Below are 16743 nucleotides of genomic sequence, written 5' to 3' on the forward strand. Positions count from 1 at the left end.
CAGATGGACCTGCTGGCCCTCGCTGACTTCAACCTCGTCGCACGACATGAAGGGTTCGGTCGCGCCGCCCGGGCGTCATCCCGGCCCAAGGCGACGCTGTCGCGTCGCGTCGCGGAACTAGAGGCGGCCCTTGGGCTGAGGCTGTTCGAACGCGGCGGACGGTCCCTCAAGCTCACCCAGGAGGGTCAGATTCTCCACCGACGGACAGCCGCGCTTCTGACTGAGCTTGAGGAAGCCGCCGCCACCGTCGCCTCGGCCGGAGATGCCCCACGGGGTCGGATGCGGATCAGCGCGCCGCTCCTCTTCTCGCAGGTCGCCATGGGCCGTCTCGCCGCGGACTTCGCCGCGCGCTTCCCTGATGTCAGTCTGGAAGTCACGACCGAAGACCGACCCGTGGACATGATAGAGGAGGGCTATGACCTCGCTATCCGCGTCAATCCGGACGCGGATGAGACCTTGGTTGGGCGGGCCTTCCTGCGGGACCGGCTCGTGGTCGTCGCTGCGCCTGGCTTCGCGCGTCCGATCGACGATGCGCCAGTTCGCGCGGTGGTTCGGGGGTCTGTCGGACTGCGACCAGGCTGGACGACAGAGTCTTCTGGCAAGCGGGAGACCTTCGAGATCAATCCGGTCCTCAATTTGTCATCCATGATCATGGTTCGGGACGCGGCGCGCGCCGGGGCAGGGGCGGCCCGTCTACCAATCTCGCTCGTGAGCCGCGACCTTGCGTCCGGCAAGCTTGTGCTGTGGGGTAACGTCGAGGGACCTGAGATCGCGCTGTGGGCCCTCTATCCGTCGCGCCGGCTGCTCAGTGCGAGGGTGGTGGCCTTCCTTGAACACCTCAGAACTGCATTTCCAACAGGCGCGCCGGAAGAACTCGCAGCCTTCACCGGCGACTAGCTTGCGATCCACTTGAATGTCCCGTTCCGGTAAGGAAGTCAGAGTCCGCAACTGGCGCGGTGCTGCCGCAAACCTAAAAGGCTCCGCCGCCGGCGATGTGCCAGCCGTGGGCGCGCAGAGTGGCGGGCTCGAATCGATGGCGGCGACGACTGTGCGGCGCGAAGCCTTGGCCTGGTTTACGGTCTGACAGCGATCGAGCTTCACGAGCGCATCTCCTGATCCGGTCGGAACAGTTCAAGTCGTCGCACACTGACTCCCACGGGCGCAGTGCGGAGGAAAACCATGTCCTATCGACGCTTCGGCGCGATGATCGCCACCTCGACGGTGGTGATGTTCGGCCTGATGTATTTGAACACCTATGCTGTCGAAGAGGTGCGGTTCAGCCAGACGCGGATGTGGATGGCCCTGCTGATGGGGGCGGTGATGGCCGTCGTCATGCTGGGCTTCATGTGGAAGATGTACGACGGCCGCCGGCTCAAGATCGGCATCCTAGCCGGGGCGGCCGTGGTCGCCTTGGGTTCCTTGTGGCTGGTTCGCGGCCAGGAGACGGTCGGCGACGTGGCCTACATGAAGGCGATGATCCCGCACCATTCCATCGCCATCATGACCAGCGAGCGGGCCCACATCCGCGATCCGGAAGTGAGACTGCTTGCCGACCGGATCATCGACGCCCAGGTGCGCGAGATCGCGGAGATGGACCGTCTGATCGCCCGGCTTGAGGCGTCGCCCCCGCCGAAAGGCGCGCCAGACCTTCCCGACTATCGCGATCGCGCCGCCGCCCCGCCGCCGCCGGAGACGGACTTCAGCGGCGGCTCGACACGCTGAAACCGCCGTTGGCTTTAAGCCGAAGCGGGGCCGAACCCAGACGGCTCGGCCCGTACGTTCAGTGGGGAGAGGCTTGCGGGGCGGTCGCCTCAGGGGTGACGGCCGAGATCTTCGGGACGATCAACGTCGAACACCGCCCTGTCGTCCGCGGTCGTGAAGACGGCGACGTCGTCGCGCCCAGCGAGCAGGGACCGCGCCCCCCGGTCGCCGCGGGTCCGCAGCAGGTCCTGAAAGAACGCGCGTCCGAAGACGATGGGATGGGCCGGCCCGTCGGCATGGTCGAGGCGCGCGGCGACGGCTCCGGCCTCGACGGCGTCGATCAGGGGGGCGACCGAGGACGGGTCGACCAGGGGCATGTCGCCGAGGAAGACGGCCAGGCTTTCGGCCTCCGGGGGCAGGGCCTCGACCCCGGCCCTGAGGGAGGCCGACAGCCCGTCGTCCCAATCGGGCGCCTCCACGATCCGCAGTCTCGGATCGGTCAGGGCGTTGAGCGCGGCCCGGACGTCGTCGGACCGGCACCCCACCACCACGACCACGTCGTCGACCGGCGCCGCGAGGGCGGTCTCGACGGACCAGAGGACCAGCGGCCGGCCGCGCCAGTCGGCGAGGAGCTTGCCGCCGCCGAACCGTCGGCCCGCGCCGCCGGCCAAGACCAAGGCGTGCCGGGTCACGCCCGCGTGCCGATGATCTCGCCGACGACGGCCGCGGCGACCTCGTGCGGCGCACGGGCGGCGATCTTCAGGCCGATGGGAGCGTGCAGCCGTTTCAGGGCGTCGGTGGGGACGCCGTCCGCCTCCAGCCGGGCCAGGCGTTCGGGCAGGCGTCGGCGCGCGCCGAGCACGCCGACATAGCCGGTGTCCCGCCCGAGCGCGGTCACAAGGGCCTCGTGGTCGAGATCGGCGTCATGGGTGGCGATGGCGACGGCCGTCCATCGGTCGGGCGCGAGGGCGGCAAGGGCCGCGGCGGGATCGTCGCGCCGGTAGTCGACGGCCAGCGGCGGCGGGGTCTCTGGGCCCTTGGGACGGACCAGGGTCACCTGCCAGCCCTGGGCCAGACCCGCCGAGGCCATGGCCAGGGCGAAGGCGTCCGCGCCGACGACCACCAGCCGCTGGACCGGCGCGTAGTCGCGCAGGCGGTCGGGAGGGTCGGCCGGGCCGCCCACGACGCTGCGTCGTTCGCCGTCGGAGATCAGGGTGACGAGACGACGCTGGTCGCGGGCCCCTCTGAGCGCCGCGATCACCGGGTCGTCGGGGAGGACGGGCTCCACCAGCAGGTCCAGCCGTCCGCCGCAGGGCAGGCGGGTGTCGACATAGGGGCTGCCGCGCCCGTAGACGACCCGTCTCGGTCGGCCGGCCGCTATCACCTCGCGGCCGTGCAGGGCGACGTCGGCCTCGATGCAGCCGCCGGACAGAAATCCCCCCATGTCGTCCCGGGTGACCACCATCTGGGCGCCGACGCCGCGGGGTCCGCCGCCCTCGGCCGACGTGATGGTGATTAGCGCGAAGGGCTCGCCGCGATCGGCGGCCGCGAACATGCGCGGTCGCATGTCGTCCTCAAGGCCCGCGGTATACCAGTCGCTCATCCCTCATCCCGCAGCTGGACCTGTCGGACGCGGCCGGCGCGCGCCGGCCGACGGCCGAACCGCTCGGAGGTCCGATATAGCGCCTCATATATATCGGTCTGACCGGGAGACCAAACGAAGAGCGGTCAGGAGCCGGGCGGGGAAAGCGGGGTTTCGCGCAGGTTGTCGACGAGGGCCGCATAGGCCGGGTCCTCGCGGGTCGCCGCCGTCAGGCGCTGCTCGAGAGCGCGAAAGGCCTCCAGAACGAGGGTCCCCTCGTCGGTGAGGAGGGCCCCCTGGGTCGGACCGCCGCGCACGGCGGTGACGAGAGGCGTCCGCCAGCAGCGGTTCATTTCGTCCACCAGAGCCCAGCAGCGCTTGTAGCTCATGCCGAGCGCCCGCCCCGCAGCCGTGATCGAGCCGTGGGTCTGGATGGCTTCCAGAACCGCCGCCTTGCCGGGGCCCATGGCGCCGGTCCCGGCGCTCATCACCTGAAGTCGCAATTTGACCGGTCCGACCTGCGCCAGCATCTCGGGCTCTCCCATTTGCCTGATCGTCCTATACGCCTCATCGGGGCGGCGGGAAGAGGATTGGACAAGCGTTTGGGACGAACGCACCGAAACCCGCGAAAGATCGGCCGGGCTCGCCGACGCGCTTTCACAAATCGGGTTCGCCTCCTGGCGAGGGTCGCCGGCGGCGATCAACGGTCGATCTTCATCAGCTCGCGATCGCATCCAGCACATGGCCGCGAAGCCAACGGTGCCCCGCGTCGGCGTCGAGGCGCGGGTGCCACATCTGCGAAACCGTGATCCCTTCGACCTCCAGCGGCAGATCAAAGCTCTCGACCAAGCCCGTGGATTCGCCGACGCCGAGACGAGCGGCCATGTAGGAGGCGGGCAGCAGGGCGACGAGGTCTGAAGCGGCGGCGATGGCCACGGCCGCGGCGAAGCCGGGGACGACGGCGATGACGGTTCGCGACAAGCCCAGGTCCGCGAGCGCACGATCGACCGGGCCGACGGCCACGCCGCGCCGCGACGCGGCCACGTGTTCGCACGCGGCGTATCGCTGGGGCGTGATCGGCTCGGCCAGCAGGGGATGGCCCTTGCGCGCCACGCCGACGAATCTGTCGCGGAACAGCGTCTGGATCCGGATCTCCGGCCCGCTTTCGCCGAGGACGCCGATCTCCAGGTCCACGTCGCCTTCACGCAGGGCGCGAACGTCCTTGTCGGGCTTGGGCGCGAACCGAAGCCGCACGCCGGGCGCCTCGGCCCTCAGGCCGGCGAGGAGTCTGGCTCCCATCGTTTCGACGAAGCCGTCGTTGGCGCGGATCGTGAACGACCTCTCGATCGCGGCGGGATCGAAAACGTCGTCGCCGGGCTGAAAGACCGAAAGGGCCTCCTGGGTGACCTGGCGGACTTGAACACGCAACGCTTCGGCCCGGGGCGTCAGCACCAGCCCACGACCGGCGCGGACCAGGAGCGGGTCCGCGGTCGCGGCGCGCAGTCGGTCGAGGGTGCGGCTCATCGCCGATGGACTGAGACCCATCTTGCGGGCGGCGCGGACGACGCTGACTTCGGTCAGCAGGGCGTTAAGCGCCGGAAGAAGGCTGAGATCGGGAACGGCCATGGGAAGGCTCCTGCGGCCGCACCCATGACCTGACAATTGCATTTTGCGCAATGATCGAGTGCGGCTGCTGAGCGTACCGCACGAGCGTTCGACGCGCTAACCCCTCTTCACCATGCAAGAGGAACGCAGATGAAATTGATCGCCATCGAGGAGCATTTCCTGACGCGAGAGGTGAGCGACGCCTGGGCGGCGGCTCCGGGACCTGCCGATCCGACCTGCGCCTATCACGCCGGCGAACTGGCCGCCCGGCTGGAGGATCTGGGCGACATGCGGCTAGACCTCATGGACGAGACGGGGGTCGATGTTCAGGTCCTGTCGCTCACCACGCCCGGACTTCATAATCTTGAGGCGGGGGCCAGTGCGGCTCTGGCGCGCCGGACGAACGACCTTGTCGCCCAGGCGGTCGCGCGCCGGCCTGACCGCTTCCAGGGCTTCGCCGCCCTGCCGACCCCGTCGCCCGCCGAGGCGCCGCGGGAGCTGGAACGGGCGGTGCGCCAGCTGGGGCTGAAGGGGGCGATGCTGTGCGGTCGGACGCGCGAGAAGCCTCTCGACCATCCCGATTTCTGGCCGCTGTTCGAGTGCGCCGCAGCCCTTGGCGTCCCTCTCTTCATCCATCCGCAGATCCCGTCCGAGGCCGTGCGCGAGGCGTCCTACTCGGGGATCGGCGAAGGACTGGACCTTGCCCTGGCCGGGCCCGGGCTGGGCTGGCATTACGAGGCCGGGCTGCAGTTCGTGCGGCTCGTCCTGGCGGGCGTCTTCGACCGGTTCCCGGGCCTGCAGGTCATCCTCGGACACTGGGGCGAGGTGGTGCTGTTCTACCTCGAGCGGATGACGGCGCTTGACCGCGTCGCGCGGCTCGACCGGTCGTTCGCCGTCTGCGCGCGGGAGAATCTGCATGTGACGGCCAGCGGCATGTTCAGCGACGCCTATCTGAAGCGATGCGTCGAGATCGTGGGCGTCGATCGCATCCTGTTCTCGACCGACTATCCCTACCAGTATCGGCCGGGTCGAACCGCCCGAACCTATCTGGATCAGGTCCCGCTCGATGCGTCGGGGAAGGCGAAGTTCGCCCATGAAAACTGGGAGCGCCTGACGGGCCGCAGCTGATCGGTTCCGGGCGCAATGGCGCCCGCGCCGGACGTCGGTCTGTGTTCATGTCGCGTGACCGGCGGCCTATAGGCTTCATGGGCTGAAAGCCTCAACGGCTGTAGGCCCAGGCGCCCGAGGCATCGAGCGCTGCGACGAACCGGTGTTGTCCCGGACCTGCCAGCCATGCCTCGAAGGACAGAAGATCGGGGACGAGCGCGCGCATCGCGTCCAGGTCCGCCGAACCGGACAGGACGCCCCGGTCCTGCAGCGCCGTCAGCTTTTGCAAAAAGACGTTGGCCGCGAGCACCGCGTCGCTGAACCGGGCATAGGGGATGGGCCGGCCGGCGGCGGCGCTGAAGAGGCGTTCGAAATCACGGCCGGTGACGCGGTCGCCGGCGATGTCGAATGTGCGACCCACGAATCGCTCACGGTCGGCGAACACGGCCGCGACGAGCCTGCCGATATCCTCGACGGCGATGAACTGCATGGACTGGTCGGGGGTCATGAAGAAGCTGAAGCGGCCTTCATCCAGACCGAAGCCCGGCATCATCAGCATCTCCATGAAGACCGTGGGTCTCACGATGGTCGCGTCGATCGGCAGGGTCCGGATGTGCGCCTCGATCCGCATCTTGCTGTCGAAATGGCCCATGCCGGTCGGCTGCTCCCCGACCGCAGCGCCGGAGCTGTAGACGAGGTGGCGCACGCCCGCCTCGACCGCCAGGTCGGCCACGAGGATCCCCCAGCCCGTCTCCTGTGCGTCGGTGATCTCGCCGCCGGGCGAGCTGGTCTGGACGCTGAAGACACCCTCCGCGCCCTGCATCGCCCGCCTGATCGAGCCCGGGTCCTCGAAATCGCCTTCGAAGATTTCGGCGCCGGCGGCGCGGAGCGCCCCGGCGGCGGCCGCCGCGGGATTGCGCGTCAGAATGCGAACCGTGCGCCCGGCCTGGAGCAGGGCCCGGGCGACCGAGCCGCCCTGCTGCCCCGTGGCGCCGAAGACCAGGACCGGTCCCATTGAGTTCGTCATCGTTCAACCCTCATCATCATCAAGGGTTACGCATATATACTGCTGCAGAAGCGCCGGAAGACGGCACAAATTCCAGCCCAAGGCACACCGGTGACACCTACGCTCAAGTCCATCCACGGTCGCCCGTACGAGGAGACGCTCGACGGCCCGCGGTTTCGACCGTGCGCCCCGAACAGCGTCCTCGCCCGTCTCGGCGACAAGTGGACCATCCTGGTGATGTCGCATCTCGCGGTCGCGGACGGCCATCGCCTGCGATTCTCGGAGCTCAAGGCCGGAATCGAGGGGATCACCCAGAGGATGCTGACCCTCACCCTTCGCAATCTCCAGCGGGACGGCCTGCTCGTGCGCCACTATTTCCCGGAGGTGCCGCCGCGCGTCGAATACGAACTGACCGAGATGGGTGCGAGCATGCTCCCGGCGCTCGAAGGGTTCACAGGCTGGATCCGGGACAACTGGCCGCATATCGACGCCTGTCGGCGGGCCTACGACAGGGACGACCCGCGAACGGGCTCCTGAAGGGGATGGGGCCGAGCTTGCCCCGCCAACGGATCGCAGCCCCAGGTCAGCGCGCCGGAATCAGGACCTCCACCTCCGCTCCGGCGTGGAGCCTTTCGGCGCCGGGCAAGCGACGCAGGAGGCCGTTTGCCGCAGCCATGACCGTGACGAGCGAGGAATCCTGGTCGATCATCGGACGCACGCGTCGGACGCCGTCAGGCCCGGTCGTCAGGATGGCGCGCATATAGTGTTCGCGCGGGCCGTTGACCGCGAGCGGAGCCTCAAGAACCGCGCGGACGGTCGCCGTCTCCACCGTTCCGCCCTGGAGGGCGGCGATCACCGGGCCCAGAAACAGTTCGGCGCAGACCAGGGCCGAGGCGGGATTGCCGGGGAGGCCCAGCAAGGGGCGACCATCGGTCAGGCGCGCGAACCAGACGGGCTTGCCGGGGCGCACGGCGACGCCCTCGACCGAGAGCGCGCCGCCGACCGACCGGACCGCCGGCTTGACCCGGTCATGGTCGCCGACGGAGGCGCCGCCGACGGTCACCAGAAGATCGAAGGCGCCGGCGTCAATGGCGGCCAGAATGGAGGCGTCGTCGTCCTTGGCCGGGCCGAGGTGGACGACCGTACCGCCGCAGCGACGCACGAAGGCCGCCAGTGCCGGGGCGCAGGCGTCATAGATCTGGTGCGGACCGGCGGGGGTTCCGGGGGCGACGAGTTCGTCGCCGGTCGACAGGATCGCAACCACCGGCCGGCGACGGCAGGTCAAGGTCGCGCGCCCCGCCGAGGCGGCGAGCGCCAGACGCCACGGATTCAGTTTCGTCCCGGCCTCGAGCAGGACGGCGCCGGCGCGGAAGTCGCAGCCCTGCGGCCGGACCCAGGACGGGGCGTCCGGGGCGGCGGACAGGACGACCGTCTCCCCCTCGCGGGCGGCCTCTTCCTGGATCACCACCTGATCGGCCCCGGGGGGCAGGGCGGCCCCGGTGAAGATTCGAGCGGCCTGACCCGGATCGACGGTCACGCCGGCGTCGTGGCCTGCCGCGCTTTCGCCGACGATCTGAAGCCGCGCACCGGAGCGGACGTCCACGCCGCGAACGGCCCAGCCGTCCATGGCCGAGGCGTTGAACGGCGGCTGATCGCGTTCGGCCGTGACCGGCTCCGCCAACCAGCCTTCGTCGGCCTCCGCCAGAGGCACGGCTTCCGCCGCCAACGGGACGATCGCCGAGAGCATGGTCGCGCGGGCGGTCTCGACCGTAGGGAGGCTCACGGCCGGCTCCAGTCGCCGGAGGCGCCGCCGGACTTGGCCAGGAGGGCGATGTCGGTCACGACCATCTCGCGGTCGACGGCCTTGAGCATGTCGTAGAGGGTCAGAAGGGCGACGGACGCCGCCGTCAGCGCCTCCATCTCGACGCCGGTCTGCCCCTGGGTCCGGGCCGTCGCCGTGGCCTCGAGGCCTGATCCGTCCTCGCTGGGCCGGACAGCGACCTTGACCGAGGTCAGCATCAGGGGGTGGCACATGGGGATCAGGTCGGAGGTTCGCTTGGCCGCCATGACGCCGGCGATCTCGGCCACGGCGCGGACATCGCCCTTCTTGCCGCCGCCCGACAGGGCCAGCGCCAGGGTCTCGGGTCGCATGACGATCCGGCCGCGCGCCGTCGCCTCGCGCGTCGTCGTCGGCTTGTTCGAGACGTCGACCATGCGGGCGCGGCCGTCGGCGTCGATGTGGGTCAGCCCTGTCGCGGCGGGCGCATTCGGATCCGACATCATCGCTCCAGCAGCCGGGGCATGAGTTCGACCATGTTGCAGGGCTTGTGACGGCTGTCGAGCTGCCAGCGGATCACCTTGTCCCAGCCGTCGCGCACAGCCCCGTTGGAGCCCGGCAGGCAGAAGACGAAGACGCCGTCGATCAGGCCCGCCGTGGCTCTGGACTGCAGGGTCGACAGGCCGATGGTCTGATAGCTGACCTGATGGAAGATCACGGAAAAGCCGTCGATCCGCTTGTCGAACAGGGGCTCCAGAGCCTCGGGCGTGACGTCCCGGCCCGTCAGGCCGGTGCCGCCGGTGGTGATGATCGCGTCCACGGCGCCGTCGGCGATCCAGCCGCGAACCCGGGCCCGGATGGCCTCGACGTCGTCGGGCACGATGTCGCGCAGGACCGGGAGATGACCGGCCTCGGCGATCCGGTCGGCGAGGATCTTGCCGGAGGTGTCGCTCTCCTCGTCCCGGGTGTCGGAGATGGTGAGGACGGCGATCCGCACGGGGACGAAGGGCAGATCGACGAGGCGGCCGCCGGGGGCGGGCAGGTCAATGTCGGCGAGCGTGTCGGTCATGGGGTCTCCTCGGCCCAGCGGGCCAGATCGGCGTGGTCCTGGTCCCGGGGCTCGATCCAGCGGCGGCCGTCCGGACCGTCCTCTCGCTTCCAGAACGGCGCCCGGGTCTTGAAATGGTCCATCAGGAAGTCGGCGGCCTCGAAGGCGGGGCGTCGGTGCGCGGCGGCCACGGCGACGAAGATCACCGGCTCCCCGACCGCGATCGCGCCCCAGCGGTGCACGGCGAGAACGTCCTGGACCTCGAAGCGCGCGCGGGCGTCGGCCTCGATCGCCTCCATCACCCGTTCGGTGAAGCCCGGGTAGGCCTCCAGCGTCAGGGTGTCGACGATCCGGTCGCCGGTTCGGCTACGGGTCAGGCCGGTGAAGGAGACCACCGCCCCGGTATCCTGGCGATCGCGGGAGAAGCCTCGCAGCAGTTCGGCCGCGTCAAGCGGATCCTGGGTGATGCGGATCATGCTCAGCCGCCGCCGACCGGAGAGCCGAACGCCACCTCGTCTTCCGGGCCGATCGCGAGGTCGTCGCTGCGCAGGCTGAAGGGGGTGAGGGTGGTGTTGAGGATCACCAGGGTGCTGCGGTGATCGAGATGGTCGGCGAGGCGCGCATTGTCGCCCGCCGCCGCGGCCTTGATCTCGCCCAGGGTCGCGCCCTCGATCGTCGCCTCGGACCAGCCGGCGATGTCCCCGATGGTCCCGAAGAGTTTCACGACCGCCATCTCATCCTCCCGTCGTCGACATGGTGCGCATCACCGCCGGCGCGGCGCCCGGGCGGTCTATCCTGAAATCGTGCCCCTTGGGCTTGAAGGCGATGGCCGTGCGGATCGCCTCGCGCAGCGGCGCGTCGTCTCCCGGGTGGTCGCGCAGCACCTGGCGCAGGTCCGCCTGATCGTCCTGGCCCAGGCAGAGGAAGAGCTGACCGGTGCAGGTCACCCGCACCCGGTTGCAGGCCTCGCAGAACACATGGCTGAGCGGGGTGATGAAGCCGAGCGTTCCGCCCGTCTCCTCCACCCTCATGTAGCGGGCGGGGCCGCTGGTGCGCCGCGTCGAGGGCGTGAGGGTCCAGATGCGGCTGAGGTCTTCCCGAACCGTGGCGAGCGACAGGTACTGGTCCGTTCGGTCCGCCCCGATCTCGCCGAGCGGCATGGTCTCGATCAGGGTGATGTCCATGCCCAGGCCGTGCGCCCAGCGGATCAGGTCGGGGAGCTCGTCGGCGTTGTCGCCCTTCAGGGCGACGGTGTTGATCTTGACGCTGAGGCCCGCCGTCCGCGCGGCCTCCAGTCCGGCCATCACCGCCGCCAGATCGCCGCCCCGGGTGATGCGCCGGAACTTGTCGGGGTCGAGCGTGTCCAGGGAGACGTTGATGCGACGCACGCCGTGACCGGCGAGGGTCCCGGCGTGACGCGCCAGCTGGGTGCCGTTGGTGGTCAGGGTGATCTCTTCCAGATCCCCGGCCCGGAGGCGGCGGGAGAGGGCGGCCACCAGATCCATCATCCCCTTGCGGACCAGGGGCTCGCCGCCGGTGAGCCGGATCCGGCGGCAGCCGAGGTCGATGAAGGCGCCGCACATCCGCTCGAGCTCCTCCAGGCTGAGGAGATCGGCCTTGGGAAGGAAGACCGGGTTCTCGGCCATGCAGTAGAGGCAGCGAAGGTCGCAGCGATCGGTCACCGAGATCCGGACATAGTTGATCGTGCGGCCGAACGGATCGATCAGCGGCGGCTGCGCCCCGATGCCGAGCGGCGTCGTCTTGTCAGATTGGTAGATGACCGTCATGTTCGGAGGACTATAACGGGTCTTGGCCGATGGGCGCGCATTTTTTCTCATGAACCGCAACTCTGTGATGGCCGTGCTCGTGGGACTGGCCCTGATCGCCGTCGCCGCCTGCACCCCGGCCCGGCCGCCGCAGGACCGGACCGTGACGGTCTTCGCCGCGGCCTCCCTGACCGACGCCCTGACCGAGATCGCCGCGGACTATGAGCGGGACGAGGGGGGCACGGTGCGCCTGTCCTTCGGCGCCAGCGGGGCGGTGGCGCGCCAGGTTCAGGCGGGCGCCCCGGCCGATATCGTCATCCTGGCGGATTCCGAATGGATGGATCGGCTGGGAGCGGCGGGACGGCTGACCGACCGGCGCCGAGACCTGTTGCGCAATGATCTGGTGGTGATCGCGGCGAGCGGAAGCGCCGATCAGGGAGATCCCTTCGCGGCGCTCGGCGAAGGCGACCGCGTCGCGATCGGCGATCCCGAGAGCGTGCCGGCGGGGTCCTACGCCCGGACCTGGCTGCAGACATCCGGTCGATGGGACGCCGTCAGGGATCGTCTCGTGTTCGGGGCGGATGTCCGCGCCGTCCGCGCCTTCGTGGCGCGGGGCGAGGCGGCGCTCGGCGTGGTCTACCGCAGCGACGTCGTCGGCCGTTCAGACATCCGGATCGTGCTGGAGCTGTCCGCGGCCGAACAACCCGCCATCGTCTATCCGGCGGCCGAAGTGATCGGCGGCGGGCGCGAGGCGCAGGCCTTCCTCGACTATCTGGCCACGCCCGCCGCGGCGGCGGTGTTCCGACGCCACGGCTTCGAGCCCGCGACCTGAATGTTCGAGCCCCTGTCCGACTTCGAGCTTCAAGCCCTGGGCCTGTCCATCAAGGTGGCGACCGCCGCCCTGGTCATCTGTCTCCCGCTGGGCCTCGGCCTGGCGATGCTGCTCGCTCGCGGACGCTTCCCGGGGCGCTGGATCCTCGAGGCCGCGGTCAACCTGCCGCTGGTCCTGCCGCCCGTGGTGACCGGCCTGATCCTGCTCAGCCTGTTCGGGGTCCGGGGGCCGGTCGGACGCGTCCTCCATGACCTCTTCGGGGTCACGCTTGCCTTTCACTGGACCGGAGCGGCGCTGGCCGCGACCCTGATGGCCCTGCCGCTGGTGGTGCGCCCGCTGCGGCTGGCGATCGAGGGGGTCGACCGGGGGCTGGAGGACGCCGCCTCGGTGCTGGGCGCGTCCCGCCTGGCCGTGTTCGCCCGCATTACCTTGCCGCTGGCGGCGCCGGGCCTGGTCGCGGCGGCCCTCCTGGGCTTCGCTCGGGCGTTCGGAGAGTTCGGCGCCACGGTCACCTTCGCCGGCGCCATTCCTGGAGAGACCCAGACCCTGCCGGTGGCGATCTATTCGGCCCTGCAGCGCGCGGAGGGCGACGGAGCGGCGATGCGGCTGGCCGTGATCGCTGTCATCGTGTCGGTGCTCGCCGTCGTCGGTTCTGAAATCTGCAATCGGCGACTCCTGCGGGCGCGCGGCGCATGAGCCTGGCCTGCCATGCCGCCGGCCGTCGCGGGGACTTTCGCTTCGACATCGGGTTCGAGAGCGTGGCCCGCTCGGTGGCGGTCATCGGACCGTCCGGCTGCGGCAAGACCACCTTCCTGCACGGGCTGGCCGGCCTTCTCGGCGGGAGCACGGCGCGGATCCGGATCGATGACGCGACGGTGCTCGACGACGCCGTGGCGCGCCGGCCCGCTTATCGGCGCGCGGTCGGCTATGTGTTCCAGGACATCCGCCTGTTCCCGCACCTGACGGTCGAACAGAACATCGGCTTTTCGCGACGCTACGGCGGAGACGAGATGAAGGTGGGCCAGGCGCTCGACCTCATGGATCTGCGCGGCTTCGAGCGCCGCCGGCCTGCGGGCCTGTCCGGCGGAGAGGCGCGCCGCGTGGCCCTGGCCCGGGCCCTGGCCGCCCGGCCCAGTCTGCTGCTTCTGGACGAGCCCTTCACGGGGCTGGACGTGGCGCGCCGCGAGCGGCTCGCCCCCTATCTGCTGCGGCTGCGCGACGAGGTCCGTCTGCCGATGATCTTGGTCTCGCACGATCCGCGCGATCTCGACCTGATCGCGCAGGACGTGGTCACGGTCGCCGACGGTCGGGTGACGACTACGGCGAAGCCGACGGCCGCGGCGCTCGGCGACGAGCCCGGCCTCTGACCCGACGGCGGCGTCGGCGGGCTGCGGATCGCGCCGGCGGTGAGACCGGCGGCCCTAGTCGGCGAGCGCGTCGGTGATCGGCCGGGGATCGAACCAGTAGACCCGGACCGCAGCGGGCTTGCCGTCTCTCAGGGTCCAGTCCTCGCCCAGCATCACGGGCTCGCCTCGCAGGGTCTCGGCGGTGAGGGTCACGAAGACCTTTTCTCCCTCGCCATAGATGGAGGCGATCTTCAGGGTCTCGAGGTTCAGGTTCGCGGCCAGCTGGGGCAGGATCCTGGCGATCACGGCGTCGCGGCCTTCGGTGACGCCGCCCCAGGGCAGCATCGGCGGCGCCTCGGCGCGAAAGTCCTCATGGACCGTCGCGGCCAGGGCGTCGGGGTCCCCTGAGGCGGCCGCCTCGTAGAAACGCAGGACGGCGTCCTTGCTCTCACTCATGGTGCAGGCCTTGTCTGATGTGAAGGGATGTGCGGGGGCGCGGAAGTCGGAGCCGGGCCTTGGCCCTCAGGCCGGAGCGAAGCCGACCCGGGTCAGGCCTTCGAGCGCGGTCCAGAGCGTCGCCGCGGCGCGCCGGTCGCCGGCCGCCTCGGGCGGCTGGGCGAACCCCGGGAGGCCTCGAAGCCCCCGGAAGTCCCGGGGGCCGTAATAGCGTCCGGCTGCGGCTTGGGGCGAGGTCGCCGCGTAAAGGGTCGGCAAGGCTCCCTGGGCGGCCGGCTGGAACATCAGGGGCATCATCCGGAACCGGAACCCTTCCGGACTGTCGAGGCCCGGCCCGTCCGGGATCAGGTTCGTGCGGGCCACGCCCGGATGGGCGGCGAGGCAGGCGACGCCCCAGCCGCCGGCCCGGCTGCGTCGATCGATCTCGAAGGCCAGCAGCAGGTTGGCGAGCTTGGAATTGTCATAGGCGGCGGCATAGTCGTAGTCCCGCTCGAGCTGCAGGTCGTCGAAGGGAAGCGCGTCGGCCGTGCGCATGCTGCCGACCCAGACGATCTTGGGATCGCGACCGCGACGCAGCGCGGGGATGAGTTGGGCCGTGAGCGCAAAATGACCGATGGTGTTGGTGGCCAGGACCCGCTCGAAGCCGTCGACGCTGGCCTCCCGGTCGCGCCGTCCCATTACCCCGGCGTTGTTGATCAGAAGATCCAGACCGTCGTCCGCCGCCGCCATGCGGGCCGAGAAGGCCCGCACGGACGCGAGGTCGGCGAGATCGAGCCTTTCGAAGCGCACGGTCGCGCCCGGCGCCTCGGCGCGGATGCGGCGCACCGCTTCCTCCCCGCGGCTCGCGTTGCGTGAGGCGATGGTCACGGCCGCGCCCGCCCGGGCCAGGGCGAGGGCGTCCTGATAGCCGAGGCCGCTGCGATCGTCCTGCGGATAGCCGTTGCCGCCGGTGATCAGCACGCGGCGGCCCCTCTGGGCCGGGATGTCGGCCGTGGTCCAGTCGGGGATCGTCGTCTCGTCCGGTCCCGACGCGCCCCGCCCGGCGCCGGCGGAACAGCCGGCGACCAGCCCGGCCGTGACGCCGGCGGCGCCGAACGCCAGCATCGTCCGACGCGAGAGATCGCGGACCGGGAAGGAGAGGCCGGCCGGGTTCCGGGGGGCTGGTGTCGATCGCATGAGGAGGCTCCATCGGGTGCGATCGCAGGGTAGAAGCCCCGGCGCGGCGGACGATGCCGGATCGCCGCTGGTTTTTGCCTATTCCTCAGGCAGACTCCTGGTCTGCTGGCTTCGACGCCGGACGCGCCTTTCACCGTCCCCCTTCGCGCCCGCCGGCTGCTCTCAGCAGATCGCCGACGCGGCGGCCGTTCAGCCGGCAGGCGGCGATGACCCGGTCGTAGACGATGACGCGGCCGTTGCGGCCGCGCACCGCCGCGCAGGCGAGCACGCGGCCGCGCACGAGGTCGGTCAGTCGGGCCCGGGCGGCCCGGCCGGTCGGGCTGTTCAGCTCGGGCGCGTCGAAATCCGACAGCCGCACCTCGATCCAGGTCGAGGGATCTCCCGTCGGACCGAGACACAGGCTGTCGCCGTCGCCGATATAGCGGACCAGGCCGGAGAAGGTCTCGCCGGCGCGGCTCGGCAACCGGCCCTCGCACGGATCGGCGCGGGCGATCGAAGGCGTGAGCAGGAGGGCGGCCGCGAGGAGAATCCATTTCATTGCGGGAGAGTGCGGCCCGAGCGCCGCCACGCCAAGCCGCGATGCGGCGGAGGGGAAAAGGCGAGGGCGGGGAAGGGCGCTCCGATTGGGAGTGCAGACGATGGAGGTCGACATGCGACCCCTCCCCAACCCCGCGCGATCACCCTCTCCCCCGATGACGGCGGGGGCGGCAGCCTGTCCGGAACCGGCCGGCCTGGGCGATCTGGACGACCGATCCCTGCTTGCCCTCCTGCTCGGCCGCTGCGGGCGCGGCGCGGACGGCGACCGGCTCGCCGCCGACCTGCTCGAACGGTTCGGCGGGCTGGGCGACATCCTCGCCGCCGATGTTTCCGAGTTGGGTCGGATGGACGGTCTGGGGGCCAGCGGACTGCTGGACCTGAAGCTCCTGCGCGAGATCGCCGTCCGGCTGGCGCGCAGCGCCGCCAGCGCCCGGCCGGTCCTGTCGTCCTGGACGGCCTTGCTGGCCTATTCGCGGACCACGCTCGCCCATCTGCCGCGCGAGCAGTTCCGGGCGCTTTATCTTGATCGCCGCAACATCCTGCTCCGCGACGAGCTGGTGACCGATGGGACCGTCGACCATGCGCCCGTCTATCCGCGGGAGGTGATCCGGAGGGCGCTTGAGCTCTCCGCATCCGCCCTGATCCTCGTCCACAACCATCCCACTTACCTCAATCGATCACGCAGGATCACGATCGATCACGCTGAAATATCAGCGTTTTCACCTTTTTTGAAGGTTGCGTAGTGGGGGCGGTTATGGCAAATTGGGGGCGGTTAAAGGGGTAGAAAACGGCCTTCCGCTCCCA

General features: G+C 70.2%; 22 protein-coding genes. 8 read left to right on the forward strand and 14 right to left on the reverse strand.

Annotated elements, in window-relative coordinates; translation table 11 throughout:
* Positions 1-3: 3 nt before the first annotated feature.
* Positions 4-897, forward strand: coding sequence for a LysR family transcriptional regulator (locus H2037_RS02260; RefSeq protein ID WP_292117202.1), 894 nt, complete (start codon positions 4-6; stop codon positions 895-897).
* 282 nt (positions 898-1179) lie between these two features.
* Positions 1180-1722: a DUF305 domain-containing protein gene (locus H2037_RS02265; RefSeq protein WP_292117204.1), complete on the forward strand. Its 543-nt coding sequence runs from the start codon at positions 1180-1182 to the stop codon at positions 1720-1722.
* A gap of 89 nt (positions 1723-1811) precedes the next feature.
* Here the strand turns inward: H2037_RS02265 and H2037_RS02270 are convergent, their stop codons facing one another.
* The 4 genes from H2037_RS02270 to H2037_RS02285 form a co-directional block, all read right to left on the reverse strand.
* The gene (locus H2037_RS02270) at positions 1812-2393 is read right to left on the reverse strand and encodes a nucleotidyltransferase family protein (RefSeq protein ID WP_292117207.1); all 582 of its coding nucleotides are present in this window, start codon (positions 2391-2393) and stop codon (positions 1812-1814) included.
* Complete coding sequence (locus H2037_RS02275) at positions 2390-3304, reverse strand: XdhC family protein (protein ID WP_292117211.1); 915 nt, start codon at positions 3302-3304, stop codon at positions 2390-2392. Before H2037_RS02275 ends, H2037_RS02270 begins: the two co-directional genes overlap by 4 nt.
* Positions 3305-3429: 125 nt before the next feature.
* The gene (locus H2037_RS02280; protein WP_292117214.1) at positions 3430-3828 is read right to left on the reverse strand and encodes a LysR family transcriptional regulator; all 399 of its coding nucleotides are present in this window, start codon (positions 3826-3828) and stop codon (positions 3430-3432) included.
* A gap of 172 nt (positions 3829-4000) precedes the next feature.
* Positions 4001-4909 carry a LysR family transcriptional regulator gene (locus H2037_RS02285; RefSeq protein WP_292117217.1) on the reverse strand — a complete coding sequence of 303 codons (909 nt, stop codon included), beginning with the start codon at positions 4907-4909 and terminating at the stop codon, positions 4001-4003.
* A 129-nt stretch (positions 4910-5038) separates the two neighbouring features.
* Between H2037_RS02285 and H2037_RS02290 the strand changes: the two genes are divergently transcribed.
* Positions 5039-6016, forward strand: a complete 978-nt coding sequence (locus H2037_RS02290) for an amidohydrolase family protein (RefSeq protein ID WP_292117221.1) — start codon at positions 5039-5041, stop codon at positions 6014-6016.
* A 91-nt stretch (positions 6017-6107) separates the two neighbouring features.
* On the opposite strand, the gene H2037_RS02295 is transcribed toward H2037_RS02290, so the two are convergent.
* On the reverse strand, positions 6108-7022 hold the full coding sequence (locus H2037_RS02295; protein WP_292117223.1) for an NmrA/HSCARG family protein: 915 nt from the start codon (positions 7020-7022) through the stop codon (positions 6108-6110).
* 90 nt (positions 7023-7112) lie between these two features.
* Here H2037_RS02295 and H2037_RS02300 point away from each other — a divergent pair, with 90 nt between their 5' ends.
* Positions 7113-7538 (forward strand): helix-turn-helix domain-containing protein, encoded by a 426-nt coding sequence (locus tag H2037_RS02300; RefSeq protein ID WP_292117225.1) that lies wholly within the window; start codon positions 7113-7115, stop codon positions 7536-7538.
* A gap of 46 nt (positions 7539-7584) precedes the next feature.
* On the opposite strand, the gene glp is transcribed toward H2037_RS02300, so the two are convergent.
* From glp to moaA, 6 genes are read right to left on the reverse strand one after another with little or no spacing between them, the layout of a single operon-like run.
* On the reverse strand, positions 7585-8784 hold the full coding sequence (glp, locus tag H2037_RS02305; RefSeq protein ID WP_292117226.1) for a gephyrin-like molybdotransferase Glp: 1200 nt from the start codon (positions 8782-8784) through the stop codon (positions 7585-7587).
* Positions 8781-9281, reverse strand: a complete 501-nt coding sequence (gene moaC / locus H2037_RS02310; RefSeq protein WP_292117227.1) for a cyclic pyranopterin monophosphate synthase MoaC — start codon at positions 9279-9281, stop codon at positions 8781-8783. Before moaC ends, glp begins: the two co-directional genes overlap by 4 nt.
* Positions 9281-9847 carry a molybdenum cofactor biosynthesis protein B gene (moaB, locus tag H2037_RS02315; protein ID WP_292117228.1) on the reverse strand — a complete coding sequence of 189 codons (567 nt, stop codon included), beginning with the start codon at positions 9845-9847 and terminating at the stop codon, positions 9281-9283. Before moaB ends, moaC begins: the two co-directional genes overlap by 1 nt.
* Positions 9844-10302: a molybdenum cofactor biosynthesis protein MoaE gene (locus H2037_RS02320; RefSeq protein ID WP_292117231.1), complete on the reverse strand. Its 459-nt coding sequence runs from the start codon at positions 10300-10302 to the stop codon at positions 9844-9846. The genes moaB and H2037_RS02320 overlap by 4 nt, the downstream gene beginning before the upstream one ends.
* A 2-nt stretch (positions 10303-10304) precedes the next feature.
* Complete coding sequence (locus H2037_RS02325; protein ID WP_292117234.1) at positions 10305-10559, reverse strand: MoaD/ThiS family protein; 255 nt, start codon at positions 10557-10559, stop codon at positions 10305-10307.
* 1 nt (position 10560) lies between these two features.
* Positions 10561-11613, reverse strand: coding sequence for a GTP 3',8-cyclase MoaA (gene moaA, locus H2037_RS02330; RefSeq protein WP_292117236.1), 1053 nt, complete (start codon positions 11611-11613; stop codon positions 10561-10563).
* Between the two features lie 49 nt (positions 11614-11662).
* Here moaA and modA point away from each other — a divergent pair, with 49 nt between their 5' ends.
* Genes modA through H2037_RS02345 form a run of 3 tightly spaced genes read left to right on the forward strand, consistent with a single transcriptional unit; the run spans position 11663 to position 13791 of the window.
* On the forward strand, positions 11663-12424 hold the full coding sequence (modA, locus tag H2037_RS02335) for a molybdate ABC transporter substrate-binding protein (RefSeq protein WP_292117239.1): 762 nt from the start codon (positions 11663-11665) through the stop codon (positions 12422-12424).
* The gene (modB, locus tag H2037_RS02340) at positions 12425-13120 is read left to right on the forward strand and encodes a molybdate ABC transporter permease subunit (RefSeq protein ID WP_292117241.1); all 696 of its coding nucleotides are present in this window, start codon (positions 12425-12427) and stop codon (positions 13118-13120) included.
* Positions 13117-13791, forward strand: a complete 675-nt coding sequence (locus tag H2037_RS02345) for an ATP-binding cassette domain-containing protein (protein ID WP_292117243.1) — start codon at positions 13117-13119, stop codon at positions 13789-13791. The genes modB and H2037_RS02345 overlap by 4 nt, the downstream gene beginning before the upstream one ends.
* A 54-nt stretch (positions 13792-13845) precedes the next feature.
* On the opposite strand, the gene H2037_RS02350 is transcribed toward H2037_RS02345, so the two are convergent.
* The 3 genes from H2037_RS02350 to H2037_RS02360 form a co-directional block, all read right to left on the reverse strand.
* Positions 13846-14226, reverse strand: a complete 381-nt coding sequence (locus tag H2037_RS02350; protein WP_292117245.1) for a nuclear transport factor 2 family protein — start codon at positions 14224-14226, stop codon at positions 13846-13848.
* 66 nt (positions 14227-14292) lie between these two features.
* Entirely contained in the window at positions 14293-15402 is a 1110-nt protein-coding gene (locus H2037_RS02355) for an oxidoreductase (RefSeq protein WP_292117246.1), read from the reverse strand.
* Between the two features lie 130 nt (positions 15403-15532).
* Entirely contained in the window at positions 15533-15940 is a 408-nt protein-coding gene (locus H2037_RS02360; RefSeq protein ID WP_292117247.1) for a nuclease, read from the reverse strand.
* A gap of 100 nt (positions 15941-16040) precedes the next feature.
* Between H2037_RS02360 and radC the strand changes: the two genes are divergently transcribed.
* Positions 16041-16682 carry a DNA repair protein RadC gene (gene radC, locus H2037_RS02365; protein WP_292117249.1) on the forward strand — a complete coding sequence of 214 codons (642 nt, stop codon included), beginning with the start codon at positions 16041-16043 and terminating at the stop codon, positions 16680-16682.
* The last annotated feature ends 61 nt before the right edge of the window (positions 16683-16743 follow it).

This window comes from Brevundimonas sp. (assembly GCF_013912065.1).
In the GTDB taxonomy this organism is placed as follows: domain Bacteria; phylum Pseudomonadota; class Alphaproteobacteria; order Caulobacterales; family Caulobacteraceae; genus Brevundimonas.